Source organism: Flexibacter flexilis DSM 6793, assembly GCF_900112255.1.
In the GTDB taxonomy this organism is placed as follows: Bacteria; Bacteroidota; Bacteroidia; order Cytophagales; family Flexibacteraceae; genus Flexibacter; species Flexibacter flexilis.
In genome coordinates this window covers 215,619-236,011 of sequence record NZ_FOLE01000005.1, presented here as the reverse complement: position 1 = coordinate 236,011, position 20,393 = coordinate 215,619, and the positions used below count along the sequence as shown (strand labels likewise).

Here is a 20,393-nt window from a genome sequence, read left to right as displayed (position 1 = left end):
TGGCAATATGGCTAAAGCTGCCGCAAAAATCAATGTGCAGGGCAAAAATAAAAGCCGCTTGATGGGCGGCTAAAAGTTTATGATGAAAAAGATTTCTAACCACTACACTGTTTTCCCAAACGAAAATATCGCAGGAATTTTGTCAATGTTTAGCGTTGTTTTGCGCCATTGCGCTACGGTTTTGGTCTGAATAATTTCTTGTTCGGACGTAATGCCCGCCGCCACCGACAACAACGTATTCGGGCTGGCCTGCTGTAACACGTCTTCCAACAATTTTTTGTTGCGGTAAGGCGTTTCCATAAACAATTGCGTGCGGCCTGTCTGTACCATTTCTTTTTCCATTTGCTTAATGAATTTGGCGCGCGCCTGCGCTTCGATGGGTAAATAGCCATGAAAACAAAACGATTGGCCATTAAAACCCGAACCCATCAAAGCTAACAAAATAGACGAAGGCCCCACCAAAGGCACTACGCGCAGGCCGTTGCGATGCGCCCACGCCACCGCCTTCGCGCCTGGGTCGGCCACACCGGGGCAACCAGCTTCGGAAATTATGCCAATATTTTGGCCTTCTTGCAACATTTTTTGGTGTGCAAAGGGTTGCCAATCTTCGTCGGGCGTGTCTTTATGTAGCTCCTGAAAATGCAGGCTGTCAATTACTTTTCCCAGCTTGAGGCCTGAAATAAAGCGACGCGCCGTGCGCAAATTTTCCACCAAAAAACAATCGGTATTGGCCACTACGTCCAGCACCTGCGGGGAAAGTACTTGCGCGGCGGTTTGGTCGGCCAGCGTGGTGGGAATCAGATATAAAATAGCTTCAGACATTTCGGTTTATCAAATCAAAGAAATAAAATTAATGTGGCAGACGGTCGCGAAAATAACCGTACGTCCAAGTGCCCAGTATCGCGCTAAGCAGTGTTACAATCGTAGCCACCGAACCCGCGCCAATTTGTGCGTACAAAGGGCCAGGGCACGCTCCCGTAATAGCCCAGCCGCAACCAAAAAACAAGCCGCCATACACTTGGCCAATGCTCCATTCTTTGGGCGCAACCGTGATTTTTTCGCCGCTCATGCTCCGAATATCAAATTTACGAATCAGCCACAGCGAAAGCATCGCAACGGCCACCGCACTACCAATCACGCCGTACATGTGAAACGATTGGAAACGAAACATTTCTTGGATTCTGTACCAAGAGGCGATTTCGGCTTTAATGAAAACAATCCCGAATAGCATCCCGACCACCACATAACGCAATTGGCCAAGCCAAATGGAAGAAGATTTAGTTTTTTGAGTTTCAGACATCAGTGTCTTGTTGAATTAAAAAATACAAAGATAAGGAGGATGCAAAATTATTTATAGTGCTATAGGAAATTAAGATTTCACGCCTATGGCGTTTTTGGGAAAGAAGCCGTTCTAAAAACTACCAAGATGCCAAGCCGAATGGCTTTGTGTAGTGAAAAATCCGTTAGGATTGAAATATTAGTAGTATAAGACGGTGCCACAAAAATTGCAACACCGTAGGTGTGGTATCTTAGGTAAACTTTTTCTAATAGCCTTTAAATAATATCACTTGTATAATGTTTTGTAAATCAATTATTTGGCTCTTAATAGTCGGCTGCGCATGGTGCTGAAAAATTCGGGCGTAACGCCAATATAAGCCGCAATATATTTTTGGGGCAAATGGTCGATGAGCATCGGGTAACGCTGACAAAAACGCGCATAACGCTCTTCGGCGTTCAGGCTGAGGCTGTCCAACAAACGTTGCTGATGTGCCGCCAACGATTTTTCGGCGATAATTCTAAAAAAACGCTCAAATGCGGGCACTTTCAGGTACAAATGTTCTTTGTCTTGAATGCTCAAAAGCAACACTTGCGTTTCCTCGATGGCCTCAATGTACAAAGAGGCTGGTTGGTGCATAATGTTACTGTAAAGGTCGGCAATCCACCAATTAGGCGGAGCAAAAGCCAGAATATGTTCAAAACCATTTTTGTTGGCACTGAACCCCCGCAAACAACCGCTACAAACGAAAATAGAATCGTTGGACATTTCGCCAGCTTCCAGAATAAACTGCTTTTTACGCACCTTTTTTTCGCGAAGCAACGACACAAAAAACTGCTTTTCGTCTTCGCTCAGCAAGATGTGTCGCATCACGTTGTCAAGAATTATTTGCTGGTTTGGGGTAAACATACAACAATAATTAGTGGCTAATAATCAATTTATTACAAAGATAACTGTAAGCCGTCGTAAGCTAATTTGATAAACGAAGGCAAGTGTTTTTCTACGTCGGCATGGCGGCCTAATCGGTGGCTAATGTGTGTGAGATAGGCCACTTTGGGCTGAAGTTCTTCCAGTACCTCGATGGCCTGCGCCAACGTAAAATGCGAAATATGTGGCTCGGCCTGCAAACCATTGAGCACGACCACTTCCGAACCCCTGATTTTGTCCATTTCGGCAGGGGCGATATAGTTCGCGTCGGTGATGTAAGTAAAATTCTCGACCCGAAACCCAAACACAGGCAAACGGTAGTGCATTACTTGTATGGGCATAAACGGCACGCCTTCCGCCAAAAATGGCTGATTGTCAATTTCTTGAACAGTAATTTTAGGAATACCAGGGTATTTTTCTTCCGCAAAAATGTAGGCAAATTCGCGTTTGAGCTGCGCCACTACGCGCGGGTGCGCATAAACGGGCATGTCCATTTGTTGTTTGAAATTATAGGCACGCACCTCGTCGAGGCCTGCGGTATGGTCTTTGTGTTCGTGCGTAAAAAGCACGGCATCAAGCTGCCCGACACGTTCGCGCAACATTTGTTGGCGAAAATCTGGGCCGGTATCTATCACAAAATTTTTGCCTTGCGTCTCTATCATGACCGACGTGCGAAGGCGTTTATCTCTGAAATCCAGCGAAGTACAAACAGGACAGTGGCAAGCAATCACGGGTACGCCTTGCGAAGTGCCTGTTCCTAAAAAAGTAATTTTCATGGCGCATTACATGGCAGCTTTATGACGGCTACCGCAACAAAGATGAATAAAAGCGTTTTTACAAAAAAATAGAATTTCAATATTTAGGTTCTTATGGATTGATTAATTCACCAAGATTGAATATTTGATTGATTTATTGTTAAAATTCAATACTCTGACAAAACACTAAACACACATAGAATAATTCCCGCAACTTTCTTTGACCTGATTTTTACCACAATTTGTTTAATATTGAGGTCTGGAACGGAAATAGTGATTTTGCAGGGCTAATATTTTTGATAAAAATCAATGTTTTTGTTTGATTAACTAATTGATAATTACATTATTTGAAAGTAAATTATCTTGTTTCTGTTCTTTTATTTTTGTACTGTTTTCTCAAACGATATTTTAAATATTCTATTATTTCAGCTATGAATCAATCGCAACGTATCGCCGTCATTACGGGAGCAACTTCGGGCATTGGCTTGGCTACGGCGCAAGCATTTGCCGCGCAGGGCATCAACCTTATTTTGTGTGGCCGTCGCGCCAACCGTCTGCAAAGCATCAAACAAGAGCTTTCGCAGCAAGTGCAAGTACAAACGCTTTGTTTTGATGTGCGCGACCGTGCCGAAGTAACAAAAGCCTTTGAATCGCTTCCAGAGGCTTGGCAAAACATTGATATTCTGATAAATAATGCAGGAAATGCACACGGACTTTCGCCTATTCAGGACGGCGACTTGGACGACTGGGACGCGATGTTAGATATTAACGTGCGAGGATTGTTATACGTGAGCAAATCCATCATTCCGACAATGGTAAACCGCCAAAGCGGACATATTGTCAATATTGGTTCGATTGCGGGGCGTGCAGCCTACCCGAACGGCAACGTGTATTGTGCTTCCAAAAGTGCGGTAGCTTCGCTTACGGAAGGAATGCGCCAAGACCTCAACCCTTACGGCATCAAAGTAACGGCCATAGACCCTGGTATGGTCGAAACGGAATTTTCGTTGGTGCGCTTCAAAGGCGATGAGGCACGCGCCGACGCTGTTTATAAAGGACTTACGCCGCTTTCGGCTGCCGATGTAGCCGACGCGATTTTGTATGCCGTAACCAGACCCGCGCACGTGGTGGTTGCCGATATGTTGCTGTTGCCGACGGCGCAAGCCAGTGCGACCATCGTGAAGCGTCAGTAAATAACAATTCCTTTTTGGGGTAAATGATTGATACTGAATCTAAATTATAAGATTAATTCTAAAAAAAATGCCGCTAAAAATACTCCACACTGCCGACTGGCACATAGGCCAGATGTTTTACGATTATGACCGTACCGCCGAACACGCACATTTTTTGCAATGGCTCACGGCAACCATTGAGGCGCAGGGCGTGGACGTGCTCTTGGTCAGTGGCGATGTGTTCGACGTGGCCAATCCGTCGGCGGTGGCGATGGGGCTTTTTTATGATTTTCTGGATAAATGTACGCTTCAAAATCCTGATTTACAGATAGTCATCACGGCAGGAAATCACGATTCGGCTTCACGATTGCAAGCTCCGCACGCGCTTTTGTCGCGCTTCCGCACAAGTATTGTGGGGCACGTGGTGCGCGATGCTGACGGCCATATTGATTTTGATAAACTCCTGATTCCTTTGCAAGACCGCAGCCGCCGCACGCAGGCTTGGTGTTTGGCTGTGCCGTATTTGCGTGTGGGCGACTATCCGAGCCATTCCACCAAATCCACTGACTACGCCGCCGACGTGGCCGACGTATATACGCAAGCCTATCAATTTGCGCTTTCGCGCCGCGCGTCTGGGCAGGCCATTGTGGCGATGGGACATTTGCATACGGCTGACGCGCAGGTACTTACCGACGACAAAAGCGAACGGCTCATCATGGGAGGCGTGGAATGTGTTTCCGCCGCCGCCTTTGATACGGGACTGGCTTACACGGCATTAGGCCATATCCACAAAGCCCAAAAAGTGGCTGGCCGCGACAATGTACGTTATTCGGGAAGCCCTTTGCCTATGTCTTTTTCCGAAATAAATTACAAACATCAGGTCGTAATACTGGAGCTGGACGGGGAAAAATGCACGCGCATTGAGCCGCTCGAAATACCTGTGTTGGTGGAACTAAAACGCGTGCCGCAGCAATATGAGCCACTGGCCGATGTGTTGGAAAAATTGGCCGATTTGCCCGAAAAAACAGACGAAAATACGGCGTTGCCGTACTTGGAAATACGCGTGCGTTTGGATGCGCCAGAACCTGCTTTACGCCACAAAATAGAAACCGTTTTGGAAAATAAAGCCGTGCGATTGGCGCGAATTGATGCCCGTACTCAAAGTATTTCCGAACAAAACAATCTGGCAATCAGTAGTTTTGATGAGCTAAAGAATTTGCAACCGCACATCCTTTTTGAAAAAGTGTATCAGAAACAATACGACCAGTTGCCGCCTGCCGAAATCGCCGAACTTTTTGAGCAAGTTTGCAGAGAAATTAACGAAACCCAAGCCTAACACACCATGAAAATACTCGCCATTCGCCTCCACAATTTGGCCTCTTTGGAAGGCACAACCACCATAGATTTTACGCAAGAACCGCTACAATCAGCGGGCATTTTTGCCATTACGGGACAGACGGGCGCGGGCAAATCCACGATATTGGATGCGCTGTGCCTGGCACTGTTCGGCAAAACGCCGCGCCACGACAAAGCCCGCGAAACAGGCGTAACATTGCCTGACGGCACTGGGCAAGGCGACGCACGCAATATTTTGCGCAAAGGCACAAGCGAATGTTTTGCGGAAGTGGATTTTGTGGGCGTAGAAGGCGGCCAATACAGGGCGCGTTGGGCGGCTCGCCGTGCCAAAACGGGGACGTTGCAAGCCGATACCATGTTGCTTACCAACTTGGCCGATGGCGTGCATTTTCCCGAAAAAAAGAAAGAAACACAAAAGCGAATCGAACAACTGGTAGGCCTTAGTTTTGAGCAATTTACGCGCTCGGTACTGTTGGCGCAGGGCGATTTTACGGCTTTCCTGAAGGCGGACAAAGACGAGAAATCCGCGTTGCTCGAAAAGCTCACGGGTACGGATATTTATTCGCAGGTTTCTATCAAAATATATAAACATCATACGCAACATAGTGACCAATTAGACCTACTTAAAGCCCGCAGCCAAGAAATCCAGTTGCTGGATTCGGAGCAAAAACAGGTGTTGGAGGCGCAAAAAACGCAGCTTTTGGCGCAAATAAAAGAACTGGAACAGCAAAAAACACAGCTTGAAAGCCAACAAATTTGGTACAAAACCGCCCACGAACTCGAAAACGGTTTGACGCAAGCCACCCAAAAACTCGAATTGGCGCAGGCGCAATGGCAGGCGATGGCCTCCGAAACGCAACTTTTGGCGTTGGTGGAATCGGTACAAACGGCCAAGCCGCTTTTGGATAATCGCCTGAAAGCCAACCAACAAGCCGAACGAATCGGCCAAGCGTTAAGTCAAGCGCAAAGCAAAGCCGCGACGTTGGCCGCGCAAGCGCAAGCCCTCCAAACACAGCAGCAAGCCGCGCAAGCGCATTATACCCAAGCGCAAAAGGAACAGCAGGCTGCCGCCGAGCCACTTGGCGAAGCACGCGCTTTGGATGCGCTGCTCACCGAACACGAAAATACGCTTTCGCAAGCCAAAGCAGCCCAAGAAACATTGCTTACGGAGCAAGAAAATAACGCAAAAACCATTGCGGCAGCAGAAGAAAAAGTAAAAATGATGCTGCAAAAAATAGAAGAAAAAAATGCGTGGATTGTGGGGAATAAAAACCGCGAAAATGTAGCCGATAACGACGGACTTATTACGTCCAAATTGGAACAGGTGGGCAAACTACACCAGCAACAAATCACGCAAAATAATGAATTATTAAGGCTGAAAAAAAACTTAGAAAATGTACCTAATTTATCACAATTACAAGCAGAAATACAAAAATATGAATCCGAAATTAAGGAAAAACAAAAAGAAATAAATGCGTTAGAAAAACAGGTTAAAAATATTGATTTTCAGCAATTAAAAGCGGAAGAGAAAGCCAAAAATCAAACCAAAGAATTGTTGATTAAGGCGGAAAATATTTGGCAAAAACGTTATTCTTTCCAGAAAAATAAACAAGAAATAGCCGACAAAGTAGCCGAAAATGCGCAGGCAATTGCCCAAGCACAAAAGCAGTTGGCCGCCACGATGCCAGCCTACGAGCAAGCGCAAGCCGCCGAAGCGCAAGCCCAAAAGATTTTGGAAGCGGCACGCCTTGCCGCCAGCCCCACCACTGAGCAGTTACGCGCACACCTGACCGACGGCACGCCTTGCCTTGTGTGCGGAAGCGTGCATCATCCTTACGCGGAAAGTAGTCCCGTAGTTTTGCAAATATTTGATACATTGGAAGTTGAGTTGAAAAAATGCAAAACGGCTGTGCTGAATTTGCAACAACAAAAGGCCGATTGCGAAGCACGACTCAAAACCCTTGTCCCCGAACAAGAAAGCCTACAAACGCGTCTTGCGACATTGGAACAAGAAGCGGTACAACTTCAAACGCAGTGGCTGCCGCTGGCGCAAGCCTTGGCCGTGCAAGAAGCTGACCTTTCGGAAAACTACTGGCAAACCCAAACACTTGTCGTCAGTTCAGATTTGGAAAAAATAGAAAATCAGCTACAATTTTTCTTAGAAAAACAAGAAAAATTAACGCAAGCAAAAGAGGATTTGAGGCAAACCGAAAAGCAATTACAAACCACACAATTAAGAGCGCAAAACGTAGAGAGTGAAATCGAAAATTTGAATCTACAAATCAATAATGCAACCGAAAAAATTGCGGGTTTTGAGGAAGAAATAGAAGGCATACAAAGAGCTTTATCAAAATATTTTGTGTCGGAAACTTGGTTTGATAATTTTATTCAAAATCCTACAAATTTTATTGAGCAAATAAAACAATTTGCCAAAAAATGGAAAGATGCCAAGCGAGAAGTAGAAGACTTGGAAAAACAACTTGAACAGCAAGAATTTGAGCTAACGCAATACAAACTCAACACCGAAAGCATAGCCAAAAAATACAACGAGGCCGTAACGCATACGTTTAAGTGCCAGAAAAAACTATCTGATGCACTAGAACAACGCCAAAATTTGTTTGGTGGGCAGCCTGTGGCACAAGTGGAAGCCGATTTGCGGCAGCGCGTGAGCCAAGCCAAAACCGCTTGGGAGCAAGCCCAAAACCGCTACGATGCGGCGCATTTGGAGCAGGTGCAAGCCGACCAAAATACGCACAATTGGCAGCAGCAACAGGCGCAAATCGTGGCCGAAATTGCCGACCTCGAAACTCAAATTACGGGCTGGTGCGCTGATTATCAGTCCAAAAATACAACTGAAATGAATGCCGAAAAATTGGCCGAGTTGCTGGGACATTCCGAGCAATGGCAGCAGCAGACGCGCCAACGCCAGCAGCAGGCCAGTGAGCAGTTGCGCGATGCCCAAACCGTCCTGACCGAACGCCAGCAGCAACAGGAAAAGCATTTGCAAGCCAAAAACACCGCATACACAGAAGAAGAACTCCAAGTGTTACATGCGGAAAAAGTGGCAGAAATCGGGCAAGTACAGACCCAACGCACAGAAACCGAATTGCTTTTGCGCCAAAACGAAGAAGCCGAAAAACGCGCAGGTGATTTGAGGCAAAAAATTGATAACCAGATGATTGTATCCGAAAAATGGGCAAAACTTAACAGCTTGTTGGGGAGTGCAGACGGTAAACGCTTCCGACAAATTGCCCAAGAATATACACTGGATATTTTGCTGGGCTACGCCAATGTGCACCTGAATGAACTGACGAGCCGTTACAGACTTTCGCGCACGAAAGAGGCTTTGGGCTTGCAGGTACACGACCAAGACATGGGCGACGAGGTGCGTTCGGTGCATTCGTTGTCGGGTGGCGAGTCGTTTTTGGTGTCGTTGGCTTTGGCGTTGGGGCTGGCTTCGCTCTCGTCCAATCGCATGAAAGTGGAGTCGTTGTTTATAGACGAGGGTTTTGGTTCGCTCGACCCCGTTACGTTGGCTGTGGCGGTGGACGCGCTGGAACGTTTGCACAATCAGGGGCGAAAAGTGGGTATTATTTCGCACGTGCAGGAGCTTACCGAACGCTTCCCCACGCGCATACACGTCTCCAAGCAGCGCAACGGCAGAAGCCGCGTAGAGGTGCTTTCGTACTAAAATACGGCCTTAACATTGCAAATTGCGGGCTTTTATCAAGAATTTAGCGCAATGGCAGCGTTTTTCCCTTAGCTTTGCCCATTGATTCGCAGAAAAAATATGATGTCAAAAGATAGAGCGTATTGGATAAGTCAGGCAGGCGGCTGGGGCGCGTATGGCCTGATTGTGGCCACTTATTATATGTATGTTTTGGGCGATAGCCTCCATTTTGGATTGCGCGAATTGGTGTCTATTTTGCTAATGTGCGTTTTTGGATTTGTGATTACGCACTTGTTTCGGGCGGTGGTCAAATATTGGAATTGGGTAAAATTGCCGTTAATACGCCTCATTCCGCAAGTGCTGATAGCCAATATCGTGATGGGGGCGGCGTATGTTACACTGTCTTCAATTTCTGAACGCGTTATCGGGATTAGTGAGCAATTAGACTTTCAATGGAATATTATTTTTGTGGCCATGTCCAATGCTTCACTGATATTTTTGCTGTGGTCGTTGGCGTATTTTTCTATGTATTTTTTTAGAAATTATAAACAAGAAGAAATAGAACGCTTGAAATGGGAAGGTGCTATTAAAGACTTTGAACTCAATAAGTTACGCTCACAACTTAATCCGCATTTTATGTTTAATGCGCTCAATGGAATTCGGTCTTTGGTGGACGAAGACCCCAATCGTGCCAAAACCGCCATTACCCAAATGTCTAATATTTTGCGTAATTCGTTGCTGGCCGACCGCGCCAAAACTGTTACGCTGGGCGAAGAATTACGCACCGTAAACGACTACCTAAATCTTGAAAAATTGCGCTATGAGGAGCGTATGTGCGTGGCCACACACATCGACGAGGGCACGTTGGGCGTGCAAGTACCGCCCATGATGATACAAACCATCGTAGAAAATGCCATTAAACATGGCGTTTCCAAGCAAGTAAGCGACGGTTTCATTGACCTGACCACTTACACGGATAAAAATATGTTGGTGATAGAGATACGCAATTCGGGGAATTTGGGGCAACCCGACTCCAACTCGACGGGCTTCGGGATACTGAACACGCGCCAACGTTTGGAGCTTATTTACGGCGTGCGTCAGGCAACGTTTGATATTTTGCAAGAAAAAGAAGGCGTAGTATTGGCAAAACTGCAAATCCCGACAAAATTGCAATAAACCGCACATTTTCAATTTTTTAGCAAAAAAAATTTATCTGTAAAAAATATGCTTTTTGAGCAAATAACAGGTTTTGAGGATTTGAAACAAACGCTTACGCAAGCCATTTCGCGTGGGCAAGTGGCGCATGCGCAGTTGTTTGTGGGAGCAGAAGGAACGCCCGTTTTGCCGTTGGCGTTGGCTTATGCCACGTACCTGAATTGCCAAAACCGCCAGCCGCAGGACGCTTGCGGCGTGTGTGCTTCGTGCCAGAAATACGCCAAACTCGTACACCCAGACTTGCATTTGGTGTTTCCAGTGGCGGGCACAGCCAAAATAACCAAAGACGTAACTTCCGAGAAATTCTTGGCCGATTTTCGCCGCTTCGTGGCCGAGCAGCCTTACGGCAATATGCAGGACTGGGCGAGCTTTTTTGGGGCAGAAAATAAGCAATTAAATATTGGGGTAGAAGAAAGTCGCAACATTGTACGCGTGCTCTCGCTGAAGGCTTACGAGTCGCCATATAAAGTCCTAATCATTTGGTTACCAGAACTAATGAATATGCAGGCTTCTAATGCCATTCTGAAGATTTTGGAAGAACCACCCGAAAAAACCTTGTTTTTGTTGGCCAGCAACAGCCGCGAAAAACTCATGGCCACGATTTTGTCGCGCACCCAAATTGTGGGCGTGCGGCCTTTCGACAACGACGAAATTGCCGTGTATTTGGAACAAAAAGCAGGTGCAAGCCATACGCAAGCCCAGCAGTTGGCCGCGCTGTCGGAAGGCAGTATGCAAAGGGCTTTGCGGCTGCTCAACGAACCGACTTCCGACCATTTTGTGGCGTTTCGGGACTGGGTAAGGCTGTGTTATGGTCGTCGTATTCAGCAGGTAGTCGAGCAAACCGACGAGTTTCAGAAGTTGGGGCGCGAAGGCCAAAAATCATTTTTCTTGTACGCGTTGCATTTGGTGCGCGAAGCGTTGGTTTGGCGTTTGGCAGGCGATGCGCTGATACGTTTGCCCGAAGCGGAAGCTGAATTTATCCGTAATTTTTCGCCTTTCGTGGCCGACGACAACGTACAAGAAATGGTGCGTTTGCTTTCCGATGCTTGTTTTCATATAGAGCGCAACGCCGCCGCCAAAATCGTGTACTTGGACACTTCTCTGAAAATGATGGGCTGTTTGGAGGCCGTCAAGCAGCGAAAAGAATAGCGTTTTTAGGTGGTATTGTGTTTGTGGTCTGTGTCTTCACAGACCACAATAATATTCCTTTGCGTTTCTGTGCCAGAAATGATATATTGCTTTTTGTATCTCATTCTATTTTTATGAAAAACCTACTACAACGCTACGGCCTACTTTTGGGCGCGGTGGCCGCCGCCATTATTTTTCACCTTTTTTGGGAAAAACAAATCAATAACATACTGGTAAACAATGTATTGATGTTAGTGCAGTCGTCTGCAACCAACGATTTTATTTTTATCGGGGTAATCTTGCTGGCTACTGGTGTGTTGGTATCGCGGGTTGTTCGCCGCTATGTTCCTTCCGACCGTCAGAGCTTTGTGGCTTTGGTGTTGCTGTGTTTTTATGTGTATTATCGCTTGGACGGAACAGTTTGGAAATTTCAACATTTTACTTTTGCCGAAAACATTAAATACGCTGATGCGCTGGCTGGCGTGTTGTGGTTACAAGTGCTTTTATGGATATTGTCGTATAATTATCAATCATTTTTGGGTGTAAAAATAATTTTACTGTTTAAAAATATAAAAACATTTTTAAACAAATCTTTACATGTAATTTATGTCTATTATAGATTTATACGCCGTAAAATAAATAAAAAAATTAGAAGAAATCATATTCCTACATTACCTAATCAGTTTCCGAATGTCGCGCCGATTTTAGATGATTTGCCGCTGGAAGATGGAGGCGATACGTTGGGCTATGGTACTTATGCTCAGCAAATTGCCCAGAAAATACACGTTACGACGGCCTCCAAACGCGCCATTGCCATCGGCGTACATGGGCAATGGGGTTCGGGCAAAACCTCGTTTATGAATTTGCTCAGAACCGAGCTTAAAAAAGAGAATTATATACTCTTGGATTTTGCGGCTTGGAACAGCCAAACACCGCAAGCCATTGTGCAGGATTTTTTCCAGACTTTGCAGGCCGAAATGAGCCAATACCACGACCAAACAGCCTCTTTGCTGACCAATTACGCCAACCAATTGGTAAAGCTCAAAGACAATCCCACCACCCAAATCATACAAAGTGTGTCGGCGGCTTTTACGGGCTTTGAGTCCACGCAACAGCTACACGAGCGCATCAACGATTCCATAGCGCGTATTGGCCGCAAAATCATGATTTTTATAGACGATTTGGACAGGCTCGACAAAGCCGAAATCGTGGAAGTATTGCGCCTGATTCGCAATACCGCCAACTTCCAAAATACCTTTTTTGTGGTGGCCTACGACCGCGATTATATCGTCAATGCTTTAGAAAAAAGTGATTTTCATGGTGCCGCTCAATACCTCGAAAAAATATTTCAATTAGAAATTAATTTGCCCGCGTATGAGAGAGATGTGTTGGTAAATGTTTTTTTTGAAAAATTAAAACATAGTTTTAGTTATAATGAATATTATATTGAGAATGATTTATTGATTTTATCTAAAAATATAAATATTAGAAGTAAGCTTAAGCAATATCTAAATTCACTTAGAGATGTTACAAGAGTTGTCAATAGTATATCATTAAATATAGCGAATATTTACAATGATGTTAATTTAAAAGAATTTATATTTATTGAATTTTTGCGTATGAAAGATATTGTTTTATATAAAAGTATTTTTTGGAATATATCAGAGCATTTAAAAGAAGATAATGATAGTAATGGCCGTCCATATTATTCAATTAAATTACAAGAAAATAATAGATATGATATTGTTGCGTATGCAATATTTAAAGAATTATTCAGTAAAAATGAAACGCACATAATATTTAACTATAATCCTAATTCTATTATATATCCAAGTAAATTTCATAGATACTTTGGGTATCGAGTATTAAAAGGAGAATCAATATTTGAAGTAAATAAAATGAGAGATTTTTCTGTTGATATTTATTTGCAGAATATAGAAGATTTATTAAATAAGTATGGACGTATAGCTCACAATACTCTTTGTGAATATTTTGAAATTATAGATAATATCCAAAACATTGATGATTTAGAAAAGATAATTCGTGCTGTTTTATTAATTGCACGAAAAAATAACGATGGTTTTAGTAAAATATGGGAGTATGATAATATAAATAATATACTCTACAAATACGCAAAAAGTAATAATATTGATAAATTAAAAGATTTATTTTTAGAAATATTTAGTAATACAGAATATGATGGTATTGTAGAATCTGGTTATATTCGGCATATTTTTAAATATAAATATTTTTTACTTATTGAAAAAGATATTTTTTCTAAAGAAGAATTGTTAAATATAATAGTCAAACATCTGCAAAGATACTTAGAAAGTGTAGCAGAGCATAAGCGTCATGATGATACAATTGTATCGTTGTTTTATTCTTGTTTTTATTATAATGAAACTAACACGAAAGTTATTTATGAGCCTGCCAAGAAAATCTTACAGGATTATATTATCAATAAAAATCTTGACAATTTTATCTTAGATTCTATTGAAAAAAATAGAAAACATGCTGGTACTATTTTTTATAATTATGGGAATTGTGGATATGATGGAGTAATACATGAAGAAGAATTCTTATCAAGGATTTTTGCTCAAAAAGATAAAGGGTGGAAATATATAGAAGAGTTTGAAAAATTTTATAATGCGATAAAAGCAAATAATTTTGAACCTATTGCATTTAGATTTGATACTATTCCTACTAATCAAATTCTCAAAAATCACGCGACTTATTTAGATACAGAATAATTCCTATTTTATTAAGCAATAATTTATCCGAATGAATAAAAAAAGGTCTGCATGATTTTAAACCTTATAGGTTTTCAAAACCTATAAGGTTTGGCTAAAAAAGATAGTTGTAAATAATAAAAACAGCTATTTACACCGACAAACGTATCAGGTTGAGCATAGACATGGCCGTCAGGTGGCGGTTAAGGCCGCGCTCGGCAGTGAGTTGCAATTTTTTGGTAATGGTGCGGTGCTGGTCGGCGTAGGCAATCCAGATAGTCCCGACGGGGGCTTCGTCGTGGGGCGTGGCAGGTCCCGCAATCCCCGTACAGGCTACACCAATATCCGTTTGGGCAAGGCGACGTGCATTTTCGGCCATTTCTTTTACTACCTGCTCGCTCACTACGCCGTGCGCCTGTATTACTTCGGGTTTTATTCCCAAAACACTGCTTTTCAGCTCTGTGACATAGCACACAAAACTCCCTTTGAAATAACTGCTACTGCCCGCCACATTCGTAATCATGGTGGCAAACTGTCCGCCTGTGCAGCTTTCGGCGGCGGCCAGCGTCAGGCCTTTTTGTTTGAGCAAACGCCCTACGGCTTCTTCTATTTCCACATCGTCGGCGGCGTAGGCGTGCTGTTCGAGTAGCGGCAAAAGCGCGTCTATTTGCGCCTGCATTTCCGTTTCTAAAACTTGCGCATCTGCTCCCGTACCCGTTAGGCGGAGTTTTACTGCGCCCGCCGATGGCAAATAGGCCAGTTTCAGGTAGGGCGGCAGGGCATCTTCCCACGTTTCTATTTTCTGGGCGATGGCCGACTCCGCGTAGGCGATCGTCCGAACTATTTTGTGTTGAATGGCAGGGAGTTGGAAGGTTTCTTTGAGCTTCGGCAACACGCCCGTATTCATGATTTGTTTCATCTCGTAAGGCACGCCCGGCATCGAAACAAACACTTTTCCGTGTTCGGCAAACCACATGGCTGGGGCTGTTCCTACGGGATTTTTGACGTAAATCACCCGCGACGGCAACATAGATTGTAGGCGTGTCAGTTCGTTGAGGGTGCGGCCTCTGCTGGCCATGAGTGCGGCCAAATCGGCTTCGGCTTGTGGGTTGAGCAGGAGTGTATCGCCAAAATATTCGGCCAGTGTTTTCTTGGTAATATCGTCTTTGGTGGGGCCGAGTCCGCCCGTAATCAGGATTACATCGGCGCGTTGCTCTGCAAGGCGCAAGGCTTGGACAATGTGTTGGGCATCGTCTCCGACGGCAGTCCGGTGTACCACACGCACGCCAATAGCCGCCAAGCTGGCACTCATCCATTGCGAATTGGTATCGGTGATTTGTCCGAGAAGAATCTCGTCGCCGATGGTGATTATTTCTGCAAAGATACTTTTCATGTAGCTTGATGTTTGGTAATCAATATGTTGTTTTTGATTTGCGTGCCAAATGCCAATGTTATGACATTTGGCACGCCCAAACCTACAAATATTTTATGGCTTTGCAAGCACTTCTTGCGGCTTGAAATTGGGTTGCTGCTGTAGCCACCAGTTCAGGTGTACGGCTGGCCAAAACGCCCACGCTTCCGCCCAAGATTGGTTGTCGGTGGCCACGAAATCTTCAAAACGTTGCTTTAGGTCTTTGCCATCAAAATACGGATTGGCAAGGAAAGACGACGTACTCATTTGCGAGAGCATCCAATCTTTAAGGCCGCCTCTGAACCAATCCACGATAGGGGCATTAAACCCGATTTTAGTACGATTCAGGCGAATGAAGTCAGGCAAAATGCCGTTCATGGCTTCGCGCAGTACGAGTTTTGTATAACCTTTGCCGATTTTGGATTGAGCAGGAAGCGAAAAGATAAATTCCACAATTCTATAATCCATAAACGGCATACGGCATTCGATACCGTGCGCCATAGAGCAGCGGTCGTATTGCTGCAAAATAGCAGGCAACGGATTGAAAAAAAATTGGTTAAAAAGTGATTTGTCTATGGGTGTGCTAATAAACGCAGGTCGGTCTATGGCAGGTTTTAGTACGTTAGATAAATTATTTTCGGCCAGATCTTGTACTTTCAAAATGCCCATATTGCGCAGAATCTTGCCTGCTTGTAGGCGCGGCCAAAGCAGTATTTGTCGGAAATGCTGGCGCAAAATGCGTTGTTTCGCTTTCTTGACGTTGCGCTTTGAGCTAACTTGCTTGCTTTCGCCCTGATGCTGATAGGCCTCGATTATTTCATCAAACCAATGCCAATCATGTTGGGCAAGGGCAGTGCTAAGAGCTTCGTGTATAGGCTGATAGCCACCAAGCATTTCGTCGGGGCCTTGCCCATCGAGGGTTACGGTAATGCCTTTGCTACGAATATGTTTGTAGAGTTTCCAGATAGGGAAAAAGGCCAGTGCATGCATGGGACCATCGCAAGAGTGCATGGCTTCTTCTAACTCGGCAATAGTAGGTTCGGTAACATTGCATACTTCTAAGCTCAAATCGAGTGTTTCGGTCAGGCGCAAGGCTTGGTCTTTTTCATCTAACGGCGTGCCTTCAAAACTGGCACAAAAACCGATGTGCTTGTAATTTTGGGCGTATTGTGCATCTAAAGTCCCGCTGGCGGTATTGAGTTGATTGATGACTGCCGTAATACTGCCACTGTCCACGCCCCCCGAAAGGCACGTAGCTACGGGTACATCGCTGCGCAAGCGCAATTTGCAGGCATCAAAAATAAGTTCGCGTAAGTGCAGTGCTTGCGCCTCCAAAGTGGCAGGTACGTGAACCTGACGCAAAAAATACCATTGTTCGATGGTCATTTGGCCTTGTGGATCAAGCTTGATGCAATGGCCTGCGGGTAAGGTATAGATTTTTTCTAAATATGTCTTGCCTGAGCCATGCGCATCAAAACCACCTTTGGCCAAATTTTCTACGGCCTCTTTGCAAGGGCTGATGCTTGGTTGAAGTTTGGCGATGGCTTGTACTTCTGATGCCCAGATAAATTCTTGATTTTCAAAGCTATAATACAAAGGTTTGATGCCGAAGCGGTCGCGTGCCAAGAAAAGCTCGTCGGTGTGTGTGTCGTAAATAGCCAAAGCCCACATACCGTTGAAGCGGTGTAGCATTTCTTTGCCCCACACCTCATAGGCACGAAGTATTACCTCTGTGTCCGAGTCTGTTACAAATTCAAGATTATATTTTTTATTAAGCTCTTCTCTTATTTCTATGAAATTAAAAACTTCGCCATTGAATACAATATGAAAACGTTGCTCCGCTGTGGTCATGGGCTGTGAGCCAGCCTCACTAAGGTCTAAAATAGCTAATCGTCTGTGCCCTAAAGCAATAGTGTTGTTGTTGTTAAACCAAATGCCTTGTCCGTTCGGCCCGCGATGAGCAATGGCATTTGTAAGTGTTTGTATTGCTTCTGTTGGGACAGCCAGTCCGTTATAATGGGCAATACCTGAAATTCCGCACATAAAGAAGTATTGGTAGTGTAAATGTGTGTGATGTAATTAATTACAAATTTGGAGAGCTTGTTTTCAAAAAAAGAACCACAGCCTTGAGATATATTAACTGTGGTTCTTTTGGGGAGTTTGTATTATTTTTTAACTTTTAGTTTGTCATTAATTTTGGCTAATAATGCCTCTGTTTCAGCTGTGTCTTCGCCTGCTTTTTTGCCTTTAGCGATGGCTTCTTGTGCTGTTTTCTTTGCTAGTGCAGATTTACCATTTTTGAATAGAATGCAAGCATAAGTGTCCAAATTGGCATATTCTGGTGAAATTTTGCAAGAAGATGCTGCCCATTGTTCGGCTTTCGCCATTACTTTCGCATCACTAATGTGTTCGTATGCGTCCCAAGCGATACTATTGAGTGCATAAGCATTTTTAGAAATGTATTTACTTACCAAATTGCTCGCTACTTCGTCGTATTTAGCCCAATTCTGTTTGTGTTTTAGCACTACTAATTCGAGCTGAATTAGGGTCATATCTGTTTCTTTATCTTTGGCAAGATTCAGCGCAGAATATTCAGCAAATAATTTGTCGTAAGCTTCGGGAGTGCGTTCTACGGTACGCTCCAAAGCTTGCAAATACACTTGATTGATGCGTTTTTCTACTGATTCTTTGCCGTACAAGCTGGCGTATTTATCTCTGTTTTTGATAAAATACTGGAATACTTTTGAATTTAAATTTTCTTCCAAGTTCTTGATAATCTCCCAGTTGCTTGGTGTCGTGAATTCTGTTTCGGTAATGCTATTAAAGTAGTTTTCCGAAACTTTTTCGTAAGGAAGAGCAGCATCTGCCAAAGCCAACATATAAGCACTTGCTTTGGCGGCTTCGTTAGAAGCGGCCTCATATTGCTTCTTAATGGCTTCAAAACGCGCATCTGGATTCAGTGCCGTTTGGCCGAGTTTTACAAAATCTGAGGCATTACGAAAACCTGCCACACGGTGCAAAATATTTCCTTCTGCGCTGATGTACAGTAAGTTCGGGTATGCGCGTACTTCGTACTTTTTAGCAAGATCAAGGCCTTCGCCTTTTTCCATGTCCGATTTATAGCACACAAAGTTTTTGTTGTAATAAGCGGCCACCGTGTCATTGGTAAATACGCTTCTGGCCATGGCTTTGCACGGGCCGCACCAAGTCGTATAAGCGTCCATGAAAATGGGCTTGCCTGTTTGCTTAGACTTTTCTAGCACTTGTGCAAACGTACCTGTTTCAAACGCAATGCCTTTTTGAGCAAAACTGCTGATACTCAGCAATAAACCTGCTCCTAATACAAAACCTTTTCTTAATGTTTCTTGAATCATCTTGAGTGCAATTTGTAATAAAAATAAACTCAAATATATGTACGATAATCGCAAAAACAAATAGCCAATATTACACTTTTGCAAATAAAAAAGCTGTGATTACATTTTTGGTAGTAAGCACAGCTTTTTTATAGAAAATTTAATCCGAATTAGCGATAATCGTCGCTGAGCTTAAAGCGCAACAAACGGCCATTGCCCGCGTCGGCTACGTATAAAGTTCTGTTAAAATACGCCACCGACTTGGCATGACGGAACTGTAACACGCTGTTGCCCGTCCCACCAAATGACACTTTTTGCAACTTAGTGTAAGTACCAAACGGTACACCTTCGTAACCCGTGTTCGTGAATTGGTACAAGCTGTCGCGGTCTATTACAAAAATATAGTTTTTGCTGTCGCCGCTATAGGTTACGCCATACGGTTTGCTAAAGCGTTTGGGCATATAGAAGAATCCACTTGCTTTGGTCGTATCGCCATAATCGAAGTATTTAACCGAATAATCCGTTCCGTTTTCGGTGGCATTTACCTCAATGTATTGCACTTGTAGCGTGCGGCTCGTGTCCAGAGACGTAACGATAAAATCTTCTTTCGTACCGCTCGGCAGTGAGTAAGACTGTGGCGGTTTGGCCAGCGTCGTGATGTCGAAAGGCGAAGTAAAGAAGTTGGTTACACTCGAACCGCCCAATCCTTGCATCGAAATTGGCGAAACGAAATTATCATTTTTGTCAAACAACAAAACGGCATCGTCTGGCCCTCCGATTTTTTGCGGATTGTTATCCGAACCCGTGCGCGTAACGTAATAACGATTGTCGTACAAAACCGCAATGCCATTCAAGCTAACACCATTCAAATACGTTGGGTTGGTAGGAGAGCTTTTGTTATAGTAAAACGGGTGACGAATTTGGCGCGTAATACGAGCCGTATTCAGGTCTAAAACCGTATTATTATTCTCTCCGCTTTTCTTCATATCAATACGATAGATGGAGCTAAGCGAATAGCTTTGCCCGTTAATCACGGTATCGAATCGGCCAATAGCCAACAAATCCAAACGGCGGTCTTGGGTTACATAAGTAACGTTAGGCACGCCCGTAAAACGGCCTACTTGGTTGCCTGCCTCATCGAAAGCCACGATAGCCTGCGCCGAATCGACCACATAAATCAGGTTGTCGAAACCCGTAGCCACTTGCACAGGACGCGTAAAGCCTTTTATTTCAGGCAAAACAGGCACATACGCCACGCGGCTGGCACTTTGGTCGGGAATGTCAATGAACGAAAGGTCTGTTTTTTTGCCAAAAAAGCCATCACAAGCCGAAAGCGCAGCCATCGAACCGCCCATTAGCAAAGCCAAATATTTATTTTTTATAAAATTCATCTTCTTCTAA

The 20,393-nt window shown here is 44.2% G+C and carries 14 protein-coding genes; 6 read left to right on the top strand and 8 right to left on the bottom strand.

Annotated features, from left to right (window positions below; translation table 11 throughout):
• Positions 1 to 102: 102 nt before the first annotated feature.
• The 4 genes from BM090_RS10145 to BM090_RS10130 form a co-directional block, all read right to left on the bottom strand.
• Positions 103 to 822 (bottom strand): SAM-dependent methyltransferase, encoded by a 720-nt coding sequence (locus tag BM090_RS10145; protein WP_091511905.1) that lies wholly within the window; start codon positions 820 to 822, stop codon positions 103 to 105.
• A 28-nt stretch (positions 823 to 850) separates the two neighbouring features.
• Positions 851 to 1,300: a DUF6691 family protein gene (locus BM090_RS10140; RefSeq protein ID WP_091511901.1), complete on the bottom strand. Its 450-nt coding sequence runs from the start codon at positions 1,298 to 1,300 to the stop codon at positions 851 to 853.
• 291 nt (positions 1,301 to 1,591) lie between these two features.
• On the bottom strand, positions 1,592 to 2,185 hold the full coding sequence (locus BM090_RS10135; RefSeq protein WP_091511898.1) for a Crp/Fnr family transcriptional regulator: 594 nt from the start codon (positions 2,183 to 2,185) through the stop codon (positions 1,592 to 1,594).
• Positions 2,186 to 2,217: 32 nt separating this feature from the next.
• On the bottom strand, positions 2,218 to 2,979 hold the full coding sequence (locus tag BM090_RS10130; RefSeq protein ID WP_091511894.1) for an MBL fold metallo-hydrolase: 762 nt from the start codon (positions 2,977 to 2,979) through the stop codon (positions 2,218 to 2,220).
• Positions 2,980 to 3,389: 410 nt separating this feature from the next.
• Between BM090_RS10130 and BM090_RS10125 the strand changes: the two genes are divergently transcribed.
• The 6 genes from BM090_RS10125 (at position 3,390) to BM090_RS10100 (ending at position 14,249) form a co-directional block, all read left to right on the top strand.
• Positions 3,390 to 4,151, top strand: coding sequence for an SDR family NAD(P)-dependent oxidoreductase (locus BM090_RS10125; RefSeq protein ID WP_091511890.1), 762 nt, complete (start codon positions 3,390 to 3,392; stop codon positions 4,149 to 4,151).
• Between the two features lie 67 nt (positions 4,152 to 4,218).
• Positions 4,219 to 5,466: an exonuclease SbcCD subunit D C-terminal domain-containing protein gene (locus tag BM090_RS10120; protein WP_091511887.1), complete on the top strand. Its 1,248-nt coding sequence runs from the start codon at positions 4,219 to 4,221 to the stop codon at positions 5,464 to 5,466.
• A 6-nt stretch (positions 5,467 to 5,472) separates the two neighbouring features.
• Complete coding sequence (locus BM090_RS10115) at positions 5,473 to 9,177, top strand: AAA family ATPase (protein ID WP_091511884.1); 3,705 nt, start codon at positions 5,473 to 5,475, stop codon at positions 9,175 to 9,177.
• Between the two features lie 99 nt (positions 9,178 to 9,276).
• A complete protein-coding gene (locus BM090_RS10110; RefSeq protein WP_091511881.1) occupies positions 9,277 to 10,332 on the top strand; it encodes a sensor histidine kinase in 1,056 nt (351 codons plus the stop codon).
• A gap of 48 nt (positions 10,333 to 10,380) precedes the next feature.
• A complete protein-coding gene (gene holB, locus BM090_RS10105; RefSeq protein WP_091511879.1) occupies positions 10,381 to 11,520 on the top strand; it encodes a DNA polymerase III subunit delta' in 1,140 nt (379 codons plus the stop codon).
• Between the two features lie 155 nt (positions 11,521 to 11,675).
• A complete protein-coding gene (locus BM090_RS10100; RefSeq protein WP_177199902.1) occupies positions 11,676 to 14,249 on the top strand; it encodes a KAP family P-loop NTPase fold protein in 2,574 nt (857 codons plus the stop codon).
• 130 nt (positions 14,250 to 14,379) lie between these two features.
• Here the strand turns inward: BM090_RS10100 and BM090_RS10095 are convergent, their stop codons facing one another.
• The 4 genes from BM090_RS10095 to BM090_RS10080 all read right to left on the bottom strand — a co-directional run bounded on the left by BM090_RS10095 (position 14,380) and on the right by BM090_RS10080 (position 20,383).
• Positions 14,380 to 15,621: a competence/damage-inducible protein A gene (locus BM090_RS10095; protein ID WP_091511873.1), complete on the bottom strand. Its 1,242-nt coding sequence runs from the start codon at positions 15,619 to 15,621 to the stop codon at positions 14,380 to 14,382.
• A gap of 93 nt (positions 15,622 to 15,714) precedes the next feature.
• A complete protein-coding gene (gene asnB / locus BM090_RS10090) occupies positions 15,715 to 17,682 on the bottom strand; it encodes an asparagine synthase (glutamine-hydrolyzing) (protein ID WP_091511870.1) in 1,968 nt (655 codons plus the stop codon).
• Between the two features lie 122 nt (positions 17,683 to 17,804).
• Complete coding sequence (locus BM090_RS10085; RefSeq protein ID WP_091511866.1) at positions 17,805 to 19,013, bottom strand: thioredoxin family protein; 1,209 nt, start codon at positions 19,011 to 19,013, stop codon at positions 17,805 to 17,807.
• Between the two features lie 149 nt (positions 19,014 to 19,162).
• The gene (locus BM090_RS10080; protein WP_091511863.1) at positions 19,163 to 20,383 is read right to left on the bottom strand and encodes an NHL repeat-containing protein; all 1,221 of its coding nucleotides are present in this window, start codon (positions 20,381 to 20,383) and stop codon (positions 19,163 to 19,165) included.
• Positions 20,384 to 20,393: the final 10 nt, after the last annotated feature.